The 16,353-nt window shown below is 70.0% G+C and carries 14 protein-coding genes; 3 read left to right on the forward strand and 11 right to left on the reverse strand.

Translation table 11 applies throughout. The features are described 5' to 3' along the window. Window positions 1-3: 3 nt before the first annotated feature. The 10 genes from aroB to ACWIBS_RS05835 form a co-directional block, all read right to left on the reverse strand. Window positions 4-1,080, reverse strand: coding sequence for a 3-dehydroquinate synthase (aroB, locus tag ACWIBS_RS05790; RefSeq protein ID WP_376125913.1), 1,077 nt, complete (start codon window positions 1,078-1,080; stop codon window positions 4-6). Further along, window positions 1,077-1,601, reverse strand: coding sequence for a shikimate kinase (locus tag ACWIBS_RS05795; RefSeq protein WP_376125910.1), 525 nt, complete (start codon window positions 1,599-1,601; stop codon window positions 1,077-1,079). Before ACWIBS_RS05795 ends, aroB begins: the two co-directional genes overlap by 4 nt. Continuing rightward, window positions 1,585-2,814, reverse strand: a complete 1,230-nt coding sequence (aroC, locus tag ACWIBS_RS05800) for a chorismate synthase (protein WP_376125907.1) — start codon at window positions 2,812-2,814, stop codon at window positions 1,585-1,587. Before aroC ends, ACWIBS_RS05795 begins: the two co-directional genes overlap by 17 nt. A 4-nt stretch (window positions 2,815-2,818) precedes the next feature. Next, window positions 2,819-3,658, reverse strand: coding sequence for a shikimate dehydrogenase (locus tag ACWIBS_RS05805; RefSeq protein ID WP_376125905.1), 840 nt, complete (start codon window positions 3,656-3,658; stop codon window positions 2,819-2,821). Beyond that, window positions 3,652-5,418: an endolytic transglycosylase MltG gene (gene mltG, locus ACWIBS_RS05810; RefSeq protein WP_376125903.1), complete on the reverse strand. Its 1,767-nt coding sequence runs from the start codon at window positions 5,416-5,418 to the stop codon at window positions 3,652-3,654. The genes ACWIBS_RS05805 and mltG overlap by 7 nt, the downstream gene beginning before the upstream one ends. Next, window positions 5,419-5,886: a Holliday junction resolvase RuvX gene (gene ruvX, locus ACWIBS_RS05815; protein ID WP_376126128.1), complete on the reverse strand. Its 468-nt coding sequence runs from the start codon at window positions 5,884-5,886 to the stop codon at window positions 5,419-5,421. Next, window positions 5,883-8,540, reverse strand: a complete 2,658-nt coding sequence (gene alaS / locus ACWIBS_RS05820; protein WP_376125900.1) for an alanine--tRNA ligase — start codon at window positions 8,538-8,540, stop codon at window positions 5,883-5,885. Before alaS ends, ruvX begins: the two co-directional genes overlap by 4 nt. A 61-nt stretch (window positions 8,541-8,601) precedes the next feature. Next, window positions 8,602-8,832 (reverse strand): ATPase, encoded by a 231-nt coding sequence (locus ACWIBS_RS05825; protein ID WP_376125898.1) that lies wholly within the window; start codon window positions 8,830-8,832, stop codon window positions 8,602-8,604. 128 nt (window positions 8,833-8,960) lie between these two features. Then, on the reverse strand, window positions 8,961-9,590 hold the full coding sequence (gene rpsD / locus ACWIBS_RS05830; protein WP_376125895.1) for a 30S ribosomal protein S4: 630 nt from the start codon (window positions 9,588-9,590) through the stop codon (window positions 8,961-8,963). 304 nt (window positions 9,591-9,894) lie between these two features. After that, window positions 9,895-11,175 carry a replication-associated recombination protein A gene (locus ACWIBS_RS05835; RefSeq protein WP_376126125.1) on the reverse strand — a complete coding sequence of 427 codons (1,281 nt, stop codon included), beginning with the start codon at window positions 11,173-11,175 and terminating at the stop codon, window positions 9,895-9,897. 176 nt (window positions 11,176-11,351) lie between these two features. Between ACWIBS_RS05835 and ACWIBS_RS05840 the strand changes: the two genes are divergently transcribed. From ACWIBS_RS05840 to ACWIBS_RS05850, 3 genes are all read left to right on the forward strand, one after another. Next, window positions 11,352-11,693 (forward strand): dioxygenase, encoded by a 342-nt coding sequence (locus tag ACWIBS_RS05840; RefSeq protein WP_376125893.1) that lies wholly within the window; start codon window positions 11,352-11,354, stop codon window positions 11,691-11,693. Window positions 11,694-12,247: 554 nt separating this feature from the next. Beyond that, a complete protein-coding gene (locus tag ACWIBS_RS05845) occupies window positions 12,248-13,429 on the forward strand; it encodes a DUF349 domain-containing protein (protein ID WP_376126122.1) in 1,182 nt (393 codons plus the stop codon). An 87-nt stretch (window positions 13,430-13,516) separates the two neighbouring features. Then, window positions 13,517-14,068 (forward strand): hypothetical protein, encoded by a 552-nt coding sequence (locus ACWIBS_RS05850; RefSeq protein WP_376125891.1) that lies wholly within the window; start codon window positions 13,517-13,519, stop codon window positions 14,066-14,068. Here ACWIBS_RS05850 and ACWIBS_RS05855 read toward each other — a convergent pair. Next, window positions 14,047-16,296 (reverse strand): RelA/SpoT family protein, encoded by a 2,250-nt coding sequence (locus ACWIBS_RS05855; RefSeq protein ID WP_376125888.1) that lies wholly within the window; start codon window positions 16,294-16,296, stop codon window positions 14,047-14,049. The genes ACWIBS_RS05850 and ACWIBS_RS05855 overlap by 22 nt on opposite strands. Window positions 16,297-16,353 lie beyond the last annotated feature (57 nt).

Consider the following 16,353-nt stretch of genomic DNA (forward strand, 5'->3'; position numbering starts at 1 on the left):
AGGTCAGCCCGCGACCTCCTGGTACGCGGCGAACAGCAGCGATTCGTCGGGCGCCTGCAGCACCGTCGGACGCCCGATCTCGTCGAGGACGATGAAGCGCAGCATCCCGCCCCGGCTCTTCTTGTCGCGCTGCATCGATGCCTTCAGCTGCGGCCATGCGCCCGCGCGGTAGGTCGTCGGAAGCCCCAGAAGATCCAGGATGCTGCGGTGCCGCTGCGCCGCGTCATCGGAGAGCCGCCCCGCCAGACGCGACAGCTCGGCGGCGAAGACCATGCCGACCGAGATCGCGGCGCCGTGCCGCCACCGGTAGCGCTCGGCATGCTCGATCGCGTGGCCGAGCGTGTGCCCGTAATTGAGGATCTCGCGCAGTCCCGCCTCGCGGAAGTCCTCGCTCACGACGCGGGCCTTCATGTCGATTGCGAGTTCGATCGCGCGGCGGAACGCATCGCTGTGCGGGTCGACGGCCTTGTCGGGGTCGGCTTCGATGAGGTCGAGGATCTCGGGCGCCCAGATGAACCCCGCCTTGACGACCTCGGCGTACCCCGCGACGGTCTCGTTGCGCGAGAGCGAGTCGAGCAGGTCGAGATCGCAGACGACGGATGCCGGGGGCCAGAACGCACCGACGAGGTTCTTGCCCTCCGCGGTGTTGACGCCGGTCTTGCCGCCGACCGCGGCGTCGACCATCCCGAGCACCGTGGTCGGCACCTGAACGACCTCGATGCCGCGCAGCCACGTGGCGGCGACGAAGCCTGCGAGGTCGGTGACGGCGCCTCCGCCGAAGCCCACGACGACGTCGGTGCGCGTGAAGTCCGCCTTGCCCATGACCTGCCAGCAGAAGGCGGCGACCTCGATGCGCTTGCCGGCTTCGGCGTCGGGGATCTCGGCGAGCAGCACCTCGCGGTCCCCGAGAAGCGAATCGCGCAGTGCCTCGGCCTGCGCCGCGAGCGTCGGCGGGTGCACGATGAGCACCTTGCGCGCCGCTTCGGGCAGCTGCTCGCCGAGGCTGCGCAGGATGCCGCGCCCCACGGTGATCGCGTAATCGTGCTGGCCTGTGACGGTGATGCGGGTCGTGTCGGTCATGGCGTCTCCTCGTCGGTGCGGCGCACCCACTCGACGACGGCGTCGACGACCTGCTGCAACGGGCCGTGCGACGTGTCGAAGGTGACGTCCGCGAGTTGTTCGTACACGGGGCGACGTTCCCGGTAGATCGTCGTCCACCGCTCGAGCGCGTCGCCGTTCTGCAGGAGAGGCCGCTGCGAGTCCTTGACCCGCCCGGCCACGACGTGGGGCGCGACCGTGAGCAGCACGACGCGGTGCGCAGCGACCGCGTCGTGCGTCGCGGGGTCCAGCACCGCTCCCCCGCCGAGTGACACGACGCCCCCCGTCGCGAGTCCCTCGAGCACCGCATCCCGCTCGAGAGCGCGGAAATGCGACTCGCCGTGTTCGGCGAAGATCCGCTCGATCGGACCGTGGTCGCGCACGACGGCGATGTCGCTGTCGAAGAACGCGCGCCCCGTCGCCTTGGCCACCTTGCGTCCGATGCTCGTCTTGCCGGCGCCCATCGGGCCGATCAAGACGATCGCGTCAGAGCGCGAGGTCATGCTGAGCGAGGCCGGCGTCGCTCGCGTCGGTCGTGCGCAGCGTCGTCGGAAGCGCCGCGAGGTACCCCTCGAGATTGCGCCTGGTCTCGGCGACGCTGTCGCCGCCGAACTTCTCGAGCACGACACCGGCGAGCACGATCGCGGTCATCGCCTCGGCGACGACTCCCGCGGCCGGCACGGCGCAGACATCCGAGCGCTGGTGGTGCGCCGACGCTGCCTCTCCCGAGGCGATGTCGACCGTGCGCAAGGCACGCGGAACCGTCGCGATGGGCTTCATGCCGGCGCGTACGCGCAGCACGGTGCCCGTCGACATCCCGCCCTCGGTGCCGCCGGCCTTGTCGGACGAGCGGGTGATGCCGTCGTCGGTCACGAAGAGCTCATCGTGCGCGGCCGAGCCGCGGCGCCGCGTCGTCTCGAAGCCGTCGCCGATCTCGACGCCCTTGATCGCCTGGATCGACATGAGCGCCTCGGCGAGCTTCGCATCGAGGCGGCGGTCCCAGTGCACGTGCGAGCCGAGCCCGGGCGGAAGCCCGTATGCGAGCACCTCGACGATTCCGCCGAGCGTGTCGCCGTCCTTGCGTGCGGCGTCGACTTCGGCGACCATCGCGGCGCTCGTCGCAGCGTGGAAGCAGCGCAGCGGATCGGCGTCGAGCGCCTCGAGGTCGTCGGGGGTCGGCAGTGCCGCATCCGCCGGCGCCTGCACGGGGCCGATCGACAGCGTGTGCGAGACGAGCCGGATGCCGAGCTCGGACAGGAACGCGCGGGCGAGCGCGCCGAGCGCGACGCGTGCCGCCGTCTCGCGGGCGCTCGCGCGCTCGAGAATGGGCCGGGCCTCGTCGAAGCCGTACTTCTGCATGCCGACGAGGTCGGCGTGGCCGGGGCGCGGGCGGGTCAGGGTGGCGCCGCGTCCGCGTGAGCGGTCGGTCAGTTCGACCGGCTCGGCGCTCATGACCTCGCTCCACTTGGGCCACTCGGTGTTCCCGATGCGCAGCGCGATGGGGCTGCCGAGCGTGAGCCCGTGCACGACACCCGACGAGATCGAGAGCTCGTCCTCTTCGAACTTCATGCGCGAGCCGCGGCCGTAGCCGAGCTTGCGACGGGCCAGATCGGCCTGGATCGCGGCACGCGAAACCGGGATGCCGGAGGGCAGGCCCTCCATGATGGCGACGAGTTCGGGACCGTGGGATTCGCCGGCCGTGAGCACGCGGAGCATTGCTCTAGTCTCCCACGACCGCCCGGCGCATTGCGGCCAGCACGTCGGACTCCCCCGCGAGAGGGGTTTCCGGGTCGCCCGCGACGAAGATCCGCACCTGCAGGAGAGCTTGGTGCAGCAGCATCCCGAGTCCCGAGATCGCCGGAGTGCCCGCCCGCTCCCAGGCGGCTGCGAGATCGGTCGGCCAGTGGCCGTAGACGACGTCGAGCAGGAGCCCTCCGGCGGAGGCGAGGCGATCAGCGGCGTCGGCGTCGAGCACGGCCTCGCCGGGCAGCGTCGCGATCGTGACGTCGGCGTGCGCGTGCGAGGGGGCATCGAACGCCGCGGGCCTGACGGTCACGGCGAGCCGCTCGCCGAGCCCGACCAGCGGCTGCACTGCGTCCGGACGCCGGGCGACGACATCGACCGAGGTCGCGCCGAGCTCGGCCAGGGCGACGAGGGCAGACGTCGCGGTGGCGCCCGCACCCACGATCCGTCCGTGCGTGACCGCGGAGATCCCTTCTTCGCGCAGCGCGCCGACCAGACCGCCGATGTCGGTGTTGAACCCGTGCGGGCCGTCCGAGGTCAGCAGCAGCGTGTTCACGGCTCCGGTCGCTTCGGCGCGCGCATCGCGCACGACGGATGCTGCGAACGCGGCCCCCTTGAGGGGGTAGGTGACCGACAGTCCGTGCCACGTCGAGTCCAGCGCGGCCAGAGCGCTGTCGAACGACGCGGCGTCGACCTGCTGCCGCCCGTACGACCAATCGCGGCCGAGCTCTGCGTACGCCGCCGCGTGAAGCTGCGGGGACCGGCTCTGAGACACCGGGTCCCCCCAGACCGCGAGGCGCCGAGGGGCGTTCAGCATCCCGAATCGGGATTGTCGCGGCACCACGAGATCCACTGCTCGACCGCGCGGTTGTGATCGTTCAGGTTCGACGTGAACACCGTTTCACCGGTGTCGAGGTTCACCGTCACGAAGTACAGCCAGTCACCGGGTGCCGGGTTCATGACGGCGTTGATCGCCGCGTCGCCGGGGTTCGAGATCGGCCCCGCCGGAAGCCCCTGGCGCGTGTACGTGTTCCAGGGGTTGTCGTCGGCGAGCGCTTCGGCGCTGGAGCTCGCCGAGCCGGAGTGCATCTCGCCGTAACCGAACTGCGCGGTCGAGTCCATCTGCAGGTAGCCGAACGTCTCTTGATTGTTCGGGTCCATACGGTTGTCGATGACCGTCGCGACCTTCTGCATGTCGTCTTCGAAGCGGGCCTCGCGCTGGATGATCGAGGCGACCGTGAGCACGCGCTGGCGGTCGTCGACGGGGACGCCTGCTCCGTCGAGCGCCTGTACGGTGCGGCCCACGAGGGTGGAGATGACGTCGGTCGCCGTCACGCCGGGGTCGAACTGGTACGTCGCGGGGAAGAGCCAGCCTTCCAGCGACGATGCGCTCACGCCGTAGTCGGCGGGGGTGGCCACGGCGGCCTGGAACTCCTCGAGCGGGATCCCGATGACGTCGGCGAGGATCGGCAGCGACTGCTCGACCGTGAGCCCTTCGCGCAGCTGTGCCATGTTCTCGAGCTTGTTCGCGGGATCGAGGATCGCCTCGAGCGCCGCGGCCGAGGTCATCTGCTGCTGCATCTGGAACACGCCCGGCTGGAAGGGAGGGTTGAGCCCTTCGGCGATCAGGTAGTCGTAGAAGGCCTCCGGCGTCTTCGTGATGCCGGCTTCGTGCAGCTTCGGTGAGATGGAGTAGCCCGTGTCGCCCGAGACGATCGTGAGCAGCGCTTCGCCGTTGGCGAGCCCTGCTTCGTAGTCCTTCGGCTCCTCCCAGCCCATGAACGCGCGGATGCGGTCCTCGTAGGTCGACCAGACGTACCAACCACCTGCCGAGAGCCCGCCGAGGATCGCGACGATGACCCCGAGGGCGACCCAGCCCGCGACGCGCCGGCGGCGCTTGTCCCGAGGACGCGGGTGCGTCCCGATGTCGTCGGTCGTGCTCTCGCCCGAGAAGAGGTCCTCGAGCCCCGGTGACGTCGAACGCGGAGCGCGCGTCGGCGGATCGTCGTCGAGCACCGACGTCGACGCCGCGCTCGCGCGCGCATACGCGGGCGCGCGGACCTCGCTGGCCGATGCCGCCGGGACGGGGTCGCTCGGCTGCCCAGCCGTCGCACGCACGGGCGAGGGCTGCTCGGCGGCACGCGGCGCGGGAAGCGACGGAGCGGGTGCGGCAGGCGTGGGCTCGGCGGGAGCCGGGGCGGCAGGCGTGGGCTCGGCGGGAGCCGGGGCGGGTGCGGCCGGAGTCGGCGCGGACGGCGTGGGCTCGGCGGGAGTCGGCGCGGACGGCGAGGGCGCAGGGCGGTCGGAAGCGGGCGTGGTCCGGACAGGCGTGGACTCGCCCGTGCCAGGCTCGACCGGGTCAGGCGCAGCTCCGGGGTCCTTCGCGGCGGCGGCGCGGAGCGCGGCCTCTCGTGCTTCGCGGCGGCTCATCGGCGGCGCACCCGTCGCGGGATCTGCCGGCGCCGGCGCCGGGGGCGCGGGGCGCTCAGCGCCATCGTCCCGGAGCACGCGGGAATTGGGATCGGGAAGTTTGCCGAAGAGGTCCGCGAAGGGGTCATCGGGTGTGGGATCGGGCATTCAGGCGGGCTCCTGGACGACGGGGGTACCGGCCGGGCGTCCCGTGCTCTTCTCAACGTCGAGAGCCTGCTGCAGAAGGACGACCGCCGCGACCTGATCCACAATGTTACGAGAAGAACGCTGAGAACGCCCGGAATCGCGCAGAGCGGCGTGGGCCGAGACCGTCGAGAGGCGTTCGTCCACGAGGCGCACAGCCCGGTCGGCGGCCGCCGCGACGGCCGCCGCGAACTCTCGCGCGTCGGTCGTCGAGGGCGTGTCCTCGCCCCGCATGTTGAGCGGCAGACCGACGAGCACCTCGACCGCGTCGTACTCCTGCGCGAGGGTGACGATGCGCGCCACGGCGGCATCGTCGCGGGGCACGGTCTCGACGGGCGTTGCGAGCAGCCCGTCCGGATCGCACCGCGCGACGCCCACTCGGGCACGGCCGACGTCGACGCCGAGTCGCACTCCGCGACGGAAGGTCATCAGGCCTCGAGCGCCGTCGTGATGGCAGACAGAGCCGCCGGCAGAGCCGCGGCATCCGCACCGCCGCCCTGCGCGACATCGTCGCGTCCGCCGCCGCCGCCGCCGAGGACGCCGGCTGCGAGCTTGGCGAGCACGCCCGCCTTGCCGCCGGCCGTGCGCGCGGCGTCGTTCGTCGCGACGATGACGACGGGGCGCTCGCCCACCGTCGCGCCGAGCGCGACGACAGCGGGCTCTGAGCCGAGCCGGTCGCGCACCTGCAGGGCGAGGGTGCGGAGGTCATCACCGGATGCCGCCGTGCCGACGGCGTGCGCGACGACTCGGTACGCCCCGACACGGACCGCGTCGTTCGCCAGCGCGGGGGCACGTTCGGCGAGGGCCTTGGCTTCGTACGCCGCGATCTTCTTCTCGGCGGACTTGAGGCTCGCCGTGAGTTCGGCGATTCGCGCGGGAAGCTGCTCGCGGGGCGTCTTGAGCGATGTCGTCAGCTGCGAGACGAGCGCGCGCTCGGCGGCCAGGGACCGGAACGCGTCGAGGCCCACGAGGGCTTCGACCCGGCGGTTGGACGCGCCCACGGAGGATTCGCCCACGACGCTGATGAGTCCGATCTCGGCACTGCGTCCGACGTGGGTGCCGCCGCAGAGCTCACGCGACCAGGGGCCGCCGATGTCGACCATGCGCACGACATCGCCGTACTTCTCGCCGAACAGCGCCTGCGCGCCGAGCGCCTTCGCCTCGTCGAGCGGGAGCACCCGCGTCGTGACGTCGAGGTTGTCGCGCACGGCGTTGTTGGCGATCTCTTCGATCTCGCTCTTCGTCGCGTCAGACAGCGCCTGGCCCCACGAGAAGTCGAACCGCATGTAGCCGGCGCGGTTGAGCGACCCCGACTGCGTCGCGGACGAGCCGAGCGTGTCGCGCAGGGCGGCGTGGATGAGGTGCGTCGCCGAGTGCGCCTGCTGCGCCGAGCGGCGGTTCGCCGCATCGACGATGGTCGTCGCCGGCTGGCCGACGCCCACCTCACCGGTCGTGACCTGCACGGTGTGGCTGACCAGCCCCGCGACCGGGCGCTGCACGTCGAGCACCTCGAGCTCGTAGCCGGGCCCGACGATGATGCCCTTGTCGGCGACCTGACCGCCCGACTCGGCGTAGAGCGCCGTCTCGGCGAGGATGACCTCGGCGATCTGCCCGCTCGGAGCGCGGTCGACCGAGACGCCGTCGACGAGAATGCCGAGCACGGTCGACTCGGTCTCGAGATCGGTGAAGCCCGTGAAGACCGTCTCGCCCTGCGCGCGCAGATCGCGGTACACGCTCGTGTCGGCGAGCTGGCGTTTGCGCGAACGCGCATCCGCCTTGGCACGCGTGCGCTGCTCGAGCATGAGCGCGTCGAACGCGTCGCGGTCGACAGTGAGGCCCGCCTCTTGGGCGACCTCGAGCGTCAGATCGATCGGGAAGCCGTACGTGTCGTGCAGCAGGAACGCCTCGGCACCGGGGATCGTCGTGCCCCCGGCATCCTTCGTCGCGACGAGAGACTCGTCGAGGATCGCCTCGCCCGCGGCGAGGGTGCGCAGGAACGTCGCCTCTTCGGCCAGCGCGTACTGCTCGATGCGCGGATAGTCCGCCTCGACGACGGGATAGGTCGTCTTCATGGCGTCACGCGAGACGGCGAAGAGGTCGCGGAACGTCGGTCCGTCCACGCCCAGCAGGCGCATGGAACGGATGGCGCGGCGCATGAGACGACGCAGGATGTATCCGCGGCCGTCGTTCGAGGGCGTCACGCCGTCGGAGAGCAGCATGAGCGAGGAGCGCACGTGGTCGGCGACGACACGGAACCGCACGTCGTCTTCGTGCACGGCACCGTACTCGCGCCCTGACAGTTCGACGGCCTTGTCGAGCACGGGACGCACCTGGTCGGTCTCGTACATGTTGTCGACGCCCTGCTTGATGAACGCGACGCGTTCGAGCCCCATGCCGGTGTCGATGTTCTTGTTCGGCAGCTCGCCGACGATGTCGAAGACGTACTTGGACTGCACGTTGGTGATCTCGTACTGCATGAAGACGAGATTCCAGATCTCGACGTAGCGGTCGTCGTCGGTCGCGGGTCCGCCGTCGATTCCGTACGCGGGACCGCGATCGAAGAAGATCTCGGAACAGGGGCCCGCTGGTCCGGGCAGACCCGTCGACCAGTAGTTCGTGTCCTTGCCGAGGCGCTGGATGCGCTCTTCGGGCAGGTCGGTCAGCCGCAGCCAGAGGTCGTGTGCCTCGTCGTCTTCTTCGTAGACCGTGACCCAGAGGTCCTTCGGATCGAATCCGAGACCGCCGTCGGCGTCGGGGGTCGTGAGAAGCTCCCACGCGAAGCGGATGGCGCCCTCTTTGAAGTAGTCGCCGAACGACCAGTTGCCGAGCATCTGGAAGAACGTGCCGTGTCGCGGCGTGTGCCCCACCTCTTCGATGTCGAGGGTGCGCAGGCACTTCTGCACGTCGGCGGCGCGCTTGTACGGAGCCGGCACGTCACCGGAGAGGTACGGGATGAACGGCACCATTCCGGCGACCGTGAACAGCAGGGCGGGGTCGTCGGTGACGAGAGAGGCGGACGGCACGATGACGTGGTCCTGCTTCTCGAAATAGTCGAGGAAGCGCTGGGCGATCTCGGCGGTCTTCATGCGTGATGGCTCCTCGGACACGTCGGCGGCCGGGCGACCGCCGACGAATCGTGGTGGGTGGTCAGTCGGAGGACGAACGGGTGGAGTCCGCGACGGCCGATGCGGCGTCGGCGACGAGTCCCGCCATGCGCGACTCCTGCTCGCGGTAGGCATCGCCCATGCGCTCGGTGAACTCCGTGATGCGCGTGTCGACCTCAGCGAGCAGTTCGTGGCCGCGGGGGTCTTTGTTGACGAGGTGCGCGGCGACGAAGCCGCTCACGATGCCGAGCAGAAACCACAGCAGGTTCTTCATGTCACCACTTCCTCGCGAATGCCGCGAGCCGCGGCTTGGTCCATCGTAGGCGGAAACGACGAAGGGCGCCGGGTTTCCCCGACGCCCTTCCTGCGGCACTGACGACGGAACGTCAGCGCGCGTTGACGTCAGCGCGCCGCGTAGTACTCGACGACGAGCTGGACGTCGCAGACGACGGGAACCTCAGCGCGCTTGGGGCGACGCTCGAGACGGGCCTGCAGCTTGTCGAGCTCGACCTGGAGGTACGGCGGGACAGGAGGCAGAACCTCGGCGTGACCACCGGCGGCGGCGACCTGGAACGGCTCGAGCGCCTCGCTCTTCGGCTTGACGTGGATGAGCTGACCCGGCTTCACGCGGAAGGACGGGCGGTCGACGAGCTGGCCGTCGACGAGGATGTGGCGGTGCACGACGAGCTGGCGGGCCTGGGCCATCGTGCGGGCGAAGCCCGCACGAACGACGAGCGCGTCCAGACGCATCTCGAGCTGCTCGACGAGGTTCTCACCCGTCAGGCCGTCCTTGCGGCGAGCCTCTTCGAACTGGATGCGCAGCTGTGCCTCGCGGATGTTGTACTGCTCGCGCAGACGCTGCTTCTCACGCAGGCGGACGGCGTAGTCGCTGTCCTGCTTGCGCTTGGTGCGGCCGTGCTCACCCGGAGCGTACGGACGCTTCTCGAGGTACTTGGCGGCCTTGGGGGTCAGCGCGATGCCGAGAGCGCGCGAGAGGCGGACCTTGCGGCGGTCCTGGGCTTTCGAAGCCATGATTGCCTTCCGAAGACGTGGCCGTGTCTTTCACGGCTCACGGACGTATCTCCCGCTCCTCGCCCTGGCTGTGTGCACGTCGGGGCACACCGGAAGGTCGGTAAAGAGGGTGGGGATGCCCGAAAACTCGGTTTCAAGCCGGTCAAGTCTAACAGCCCTTCGACACGGCGGCTGTGCCGCCTGCTCAGGGACCGGGGATACACGGCGGCTGTGCCGCCTGCTCAGGGACCGCGGATGCACGGCGGCTGTGCCGCCTGCTCAGGGACCGCGGATGCACGGCGGCTGTGCCGCCTGCTCAGGCGGGTCAGTCGCCGTCGAGGATGCGGCGGATCTTCTCGAGACGCGCCTGCACGTCGCGTTCGGTCCCGAGCGCCTTGGGCTCGTAGTAGCGGCGACCGCGCAGCTCATCGGGCAGGTACTGCTGCGCCACGACCCCGATGTCGGCGTCATGGGGATAGCGGTAGCCCTTGCCGTGCCCGAGCCGCTTCGCGCCGGGATAGTGCGCATCGCGCAGGTGCGTCGGGACGCGTCCGAAACCTCCGGAACGCACATCGGCGATCGCCTTGTCGATCGCGAGGTAAGCCGCGTTGGACTTCGCTGTCGTCGCGAGGTACGCCGTCGCCTCGGCGAGCGGGATGCGCCCCTCGGGCATCCCGATGAACTGCACGGCGTCGGCGGCGGCGACAGCGAGCGGCAGTGCGTGCGGGTCGGCCAGGCCGATGTCTTCGGCGGCCGAGATGATGAGGCGCCGGGCGATGAAGCGCGGGTCTTCGCCCGCCTCGATCATGCGCGCGAGGTAATGCAGCGCGGCGTCGACGTCGGAGCCGCGGATCGACTTGATGAAGGCGCTGATGACGTCGTAGTGCTCGTCGCCCTGGCGGTCGTAGCGCAGCAGCGCGCGGTCGACGGCCTGCGCGATGTGGTCGGGCGTGACGGACGGCGCCGTCTCGTCGGCATTCGTCTCGATCGCGAGGGATGCCGCAGCCTCGAGCGTCGTGAGAGCGCGGCGCGCGTCGCCCGACGCGAGTCGCACGATGGCGTCGCGCGCCTCGTCGGGCAGCACGATCGAGTCGTGGAGGCCTCGGGCGTCGGTCGTCGCACGGGTCAGCAGCATCCTCAGGTCGTCGTCGGTGAGAGGGCGCAGCGTCAACAGAAGCGACCGCGACAGCAGCGGCGAGATCACCGAGAACGACGGGTTCTCGGTCGTCGCGGCGATCAGGACGACCCAGCCGTTCTCGACGCCCGGAAGCAGGGCGTCCTGCTGGGCCTTCGTGAATCGATGGATCTCATCGAGGAAGAGGATCGTCGATTGGCCGTAGAGATCGCGCTGCGTGAGCGCATCCTGCATGACCTCGCGGACGTCCTTGACCCCCGCCGTCACGGCCGAGAGCTCGACGAACCGCCGACCCGAAGAACGGGCGATCGCCTGGGCGAGAGTGGTCTTGCCCGTTCCGGGCGGGCCCCAGAGGATCACCGAGGTCGCGGCGCGCGTCGAAGCCTCGGAATCGGCGAGTGTGACCAAGGGCGACCCCGGTGCGAGCAGATGCCCTTGACCGGCGACCTCATCGAGCGAGGTCGGCCGCATCCGCACCGCGAGGGGCGTCTGCCCCTGGAAGAGCGCGGTGGGAGTGGGTGCAGTCACCCGTCCAGGCTAATCGCGTCGGCCGACACCGGGCCCGTTCGATGCAGCCGCCTTTGCCGCGAGCCTGCGTTCTGAATAGGATCGTCCCGGCCCGGGGCTCACCCGGAAAAGGAGGTCCCGTGTCCAGCGTGGGAAAGGACCGTGGTGCGCGTGAGACGCGCGAACGGTCGCGGGTATACCAGGCGCGTCAGGCGTTTCACCAGGGTCAGACGCGTCGCCGCACACGCGACAATCTGATCGCCGGCATCGGCGGCGGACTCGTCATCGTCGCGATCGTCGTCGTTCAGACGCTCTACTTCACCGTCGGACCGGGCACCCCGGTGCCCGAACCCGAGCCGACATCGATCACGACGCCGCCGGCGCTGCCGAGCTCCGTGCCCGATCCCGTGGACTCCGAGAGCCCCGTCCCCGAGCCCGTCGACACCGAGCTCCCCGAGCCCGAGCCGACCTCCACTCCCTGACCCGAGAACACCGCTGTCGAGACGTCGTGCGATGAAGCTCGCGTACTAGGCTTGACGCGTCCATCCCCCACAGGCGGCGAGGCCGCGATGAGGTGCAACCCGTGACTGCCGACGCAGAGCCCACTCCCCCGTCCCCCGAAGACGACACCACGCCGGTCTCCGACGTCGAGGCGACTCCGACCCCCGACGTCGAGGCGACTCCCGTCGCTGACGCCGAGGCCACTCCTGCCTCCGACCCCGAGGCCGCTCCTGCCCCGGACGCGGATGCCGCACCGGTCGCTGACGCCGAGGCCGCTCCTGCGCCGGACGCCGTCGCCGAGACCGCTCCGGTCGCCGGCGCCGGCGCCGACGCCACCGCGGAGCCCGCGGCCGAAATCACCACGCCGGCCCCGTCACCCGTGCCCACGCCGCGCCCTCGCGCCGTGCCGGCGCCGCCGTCCGCGGCAGCCCGCCCCAAGCCCGTTGCCGACTCCTCGTCGTCGCAGGCAGACGACGCGACGCCCGCCTCCGACGGCGAGCCGTGGGGGCGCGTCGACGACGACGGCACCGTCTCGGTGCGAGAAGCCGCGGGATGGCGCGTCGTCGGTCAGTACCCCGACGGCACGCCCGCCGAAGCACTCGCGTACTTCGAGCGCAAGTATTCCGACCTCGCCGGCGAGGTGTCGCTGCTCGAAGCGCGCCACCGTCGTGGCGGCGCATCAGCCTCCGACCTGCGTTCGGCCGCCCGTGCGCTGCTGAGCCGCACCACCGACGCGGCCGCCGTCGGCGATCTCGCCGGCCTCGAGGCGCGCCTCGGCGCGCTCACCGAAGCTCTCTCGGCGGCATCCGCGACCGAAGCCGCCGCTGCGCGCGAGGCGGTCGATGAGGCCGTGCGCGCACGCACGACCCTCGTCGAGCAGGCCGAGACGCTCGCGGCCCGCGACCCCAAGACGGTGCAGTGGAAGCAGGCTTCCGCCGACATGGCCGACCTGTTCGATCAGTGGCAGTCGCAGCAGCAGAACGGCCCGCGTCTGCCGAAGTCGACGGCGCAGCAGCTGTGGAAGCGTTTCCGCGATGCGCGCTCGACGGTCGACAAGCACCGCCGCGAGTTCTATGCCCAGCTGGACGGCGCCCATAAAGAGGTGCGCGAGCGCAAGTCGAAGCTCGTCGAACGCGCCGAGGCCCTCGCGCCGAAGGGTGAGGACGGCATTCCGGCCTACCGCGACCTGCTCGACCAGTGGAAGGGCGCCGGCCGCGCCGGCAAGAAGACCGACGACGCACTGTGGGCGCGGTTCAAGGCGGCCGGAGATGCGCTCTATTCGGCGCGCGTCGAGCGCGAAGCCGCTGACATCGAAGCATCGCGCGAGAAGATCGAGGCGAAGCGCGAACTGCTCGTCGAAGCCAAGACCATCGCCGACGAGCCGGAGCTCGCGAAGGCTCGTGCGGCTCTCACCGGTATCCAGCGGCGCTGGGACGACATCGGTCGTGTGTTCCCCCGCGACGCGGAGCGTGGCCTCGACGACGACCTGCGGAAGATCGAGCAGGCGCTGCGCACCCGCGAAGAGACCGATTGGAAGCGCAACAACCCCGAGACCAAGGCGCGCGCGAACGACATGACGCGCCAGCTCACCGACGCGATCGAGAAGCTCGAGCAAGAGCTCGACGCCGCGAAGGCATCGGGCGACAAGCGTTCGATCGCGCAGGCGAGCGAAGCGCTCGAAGCGCGTCGCGGATGGCTCAAGGCGCTCGGCGGCTAGAGTTCACACCGTCTTCAGATCGGCCCGGTTCTCCACAACCGGTCCGATCTGCGTTCGCGGACGACTCCGCTCGGGCACACTTCCCTCATGAGCACGCCGTTCCTGTACTTCCCCGGCGGACGCCTGTCCGAAGCCGAGCTGTGCGCTGCGCGGCTCGACGGGCATGTCGTGGAGCTGGGCGACGCCTTCGTTCCGGCCGACGCCGTCGAGACCGCGGCTCTGCGGGCGGGCTCGCTGCGCGGCATCCTCGGCGAGAGTCTCGCGGCGACCCACGTGAGCGCGGCGTGGGTGCACGGGGTCACGCTCGACCCACCGGGGCGGCACACCGTGCAACGCGCGATCCGGCGACGGCTGCATGCCGTCCTCGATGTGCGGCTCGTCTATCGCGACACGACGATCGACGTGGACGACCTGCAGCTGCTCGGTGGCGTGTGGGTGACGACGCTCACGCGCACGCTCGCCGATCTGGTTCGGGTCGATGACGAAGATCATGCGGATGCTGCCCGCGCCCTCGCCGTCGCACGGCCCGACATCGTCCGCGATGCCGAGACATGGCTCGTGGAGCACTCGGGGGTGCCGCACAAGAAGGTCGGGCTCCAGCGGTTGCGCGTGCTCGGTCAGGACGATGTGACGCGATAGACGTCATAGACCGCATCGATGCGGCGCACGGCGTTGAGCACGCGATCGAGGTGCACGATGTCGCCCATCTCGAACACGAACTTGCTCAGGGCGAGGCGGTTGTTCGAGGTGGTCACGGTCGCCGACAGGATGTTGACGTGGTGTTCGCTGAGGACGCGCGTGACGTCGCTGAGGAGACCCGCGCGGTCGAGCGCCTCGACCTGGATCTGCACGAGGAAGACGCTCTTGGAGGTCGGAGCCCATTCGACGTCGATCAGGCGCTCGGTGTCCTGCTGGAGCGAGACGACGTTCGTGCAGTCGGTGCGGTGCACAGACACGCCCGTACCCCGCGTGACGAAGCCCATGATGTCGTCCCCCGGCACGGGCGTGCAGCACTTCGCGAGCTTCACCAGGATGTCGGGCGCACCGCGGACGAGGATGCCGGAGTCTCCCCCGCGCGGCGCGCGGGAGCGTCCGAGCTGCGGCAGGTCGATGGGACCGGTCGCCGTGTCGTTGGCATTGATGAGCGCCGTGACCTTCTCGATCACCGATTGCGTCGACACGTGGCCTTCGCCGACGGCCGCATACAGTGCGGAGACGTCTTCGTAGTGCAGCTGCTGGGCGACTTCGGTGAAGGAGTCCTGGCTCATGAGGCGCTGCAGCGGCAGGTTCTGTCGCCGCATCGCGCGCGCGATCGACTCCTTGCCCTGCTCGATCGCCTCTTCGCGCCGCTCCTTCGTGAACCAGCCCCGGATCTTGCTGCGCGCGCGTGTGCTCGTGACGAATCCGAGCCAGTCCTGACTGGGGCCGGCGTCGGGGTTCTTCGACGTGAACGCCTCGACGACATCGCCGCTCTTCAGCGTCGTCTCCAGCGGCACGAGACGCCCGTTCACCTTCGCACCCATCGTGCGGTGACCGATCTCGGTGTGCACGGCATACGCGAAGTCGACGGGTGTGGCGCCGGCCGGCAGTCCGATGACGCGGCCCTTCGGCGTGAAGACGTAGACCTCCTTCGCGCCGATCTCGAACCGCAGCGAGTCCAGGAACTCGCCCGGGTCGGCGGTCTCGGCCTGCCAATCCGAGATGTGCGCGAGCCAGGCCATATCGGTGTCGAGCGACTTCGCGTCGGCCTTGCCGCCGTTCATCCGCTCCTTGTACTTCCAATGCGCCGCGACGCCGAACTCGGCCTGCTGGTGCATCTCGTTGGTGCGGATCTGGATCTCGACCGTTCGTCCGCCGGGGCCGATCACGGTCGTGTGCAGCGATTGGTACAGGTTGAACTTCGGCGTCGCGATGTAGTCCTTGAATCTGCCGGGCAGCGGAGTCCAACGCGCATGGATCGCGCCGAGGACGGCGTAGCAGTCGCGCACGCTGCCGACCAGGACGCGGATGCCGATGAGGTCGTAGATGTCGTCGAACTCGCGACCGCGGACGATCATCTTCTGGTAGACCGAGTACAGCTGCTTGGGGCGTCCCATGACCCGGCCGCGGATGCGCAGGTCGCGCAGATCCGCGTCGACGGCGTCGATCACGTTCTGCACGTACTGCTCGCGCTGGGGCGTGCGCTGTCGCACGAGGCTGTCGATCTCGGCGAAGATCTTGGGGTGCAGGACGGCGAAGGAGAGGTCTTCGAGCTCGGACTTGATCGTCTGGATGCCGAGGCGGTGCGCGAGCGGTGAGTAGATCTCGAGCGTCTCGGTCGCCTTCTTGGCGGCCTTGTGCGTCGGAACGAAGCCCCACGTGCGGGCGTTGTGCAGCCGGTCGGCGAGCTTGATGAGCAGCACCCTGATGTCCTTGGACATCGCGACGATCATCTTCCGGACCGTCTCTGCCTGCGCGCTGTCGCCGTACTTCACCTTGTCGAGCTTCGTCACGCCGTCGACGAGCATCGCGACCTCGTCGCCGAACTCCGCGCTCAGGGTGTCCAGCGCATAGCCGGTGTCTTCGACCGTGTCGTGCAGCAGCGCGGCGGCGATCGCCTTGGGCCCGAGTCCCATGTCGGCGAGGATCTGCGCGACGGCTAGCGGATGGGTGATGTACGGCTCGCCGCTCTGGCGCTTCTGGTCGCGGTGCGCGTCTGCGGCGACGCCGTAGGCCCGCTCGATGATCGAGAGGTCGCCCTTGGGGTGGTGCGTGCGCACCGTCCGCAGCAGCTTCTCGACGTCATCGCGTCGCGCGGCGCGCGAGAAGATGCGCGGAACGAGCCGGCGCAGCGACGACGGGTGGGCAGGAGGGAGTGTCTCCGCCATGCGATAGACCTCCCTCCCCCGAGCCTGCCATCCTAAACCCGCGGAGCGGGTCGAAGG

This window comes from Microbacterium sp. NPDC055442, assembly GCF_053644215.1.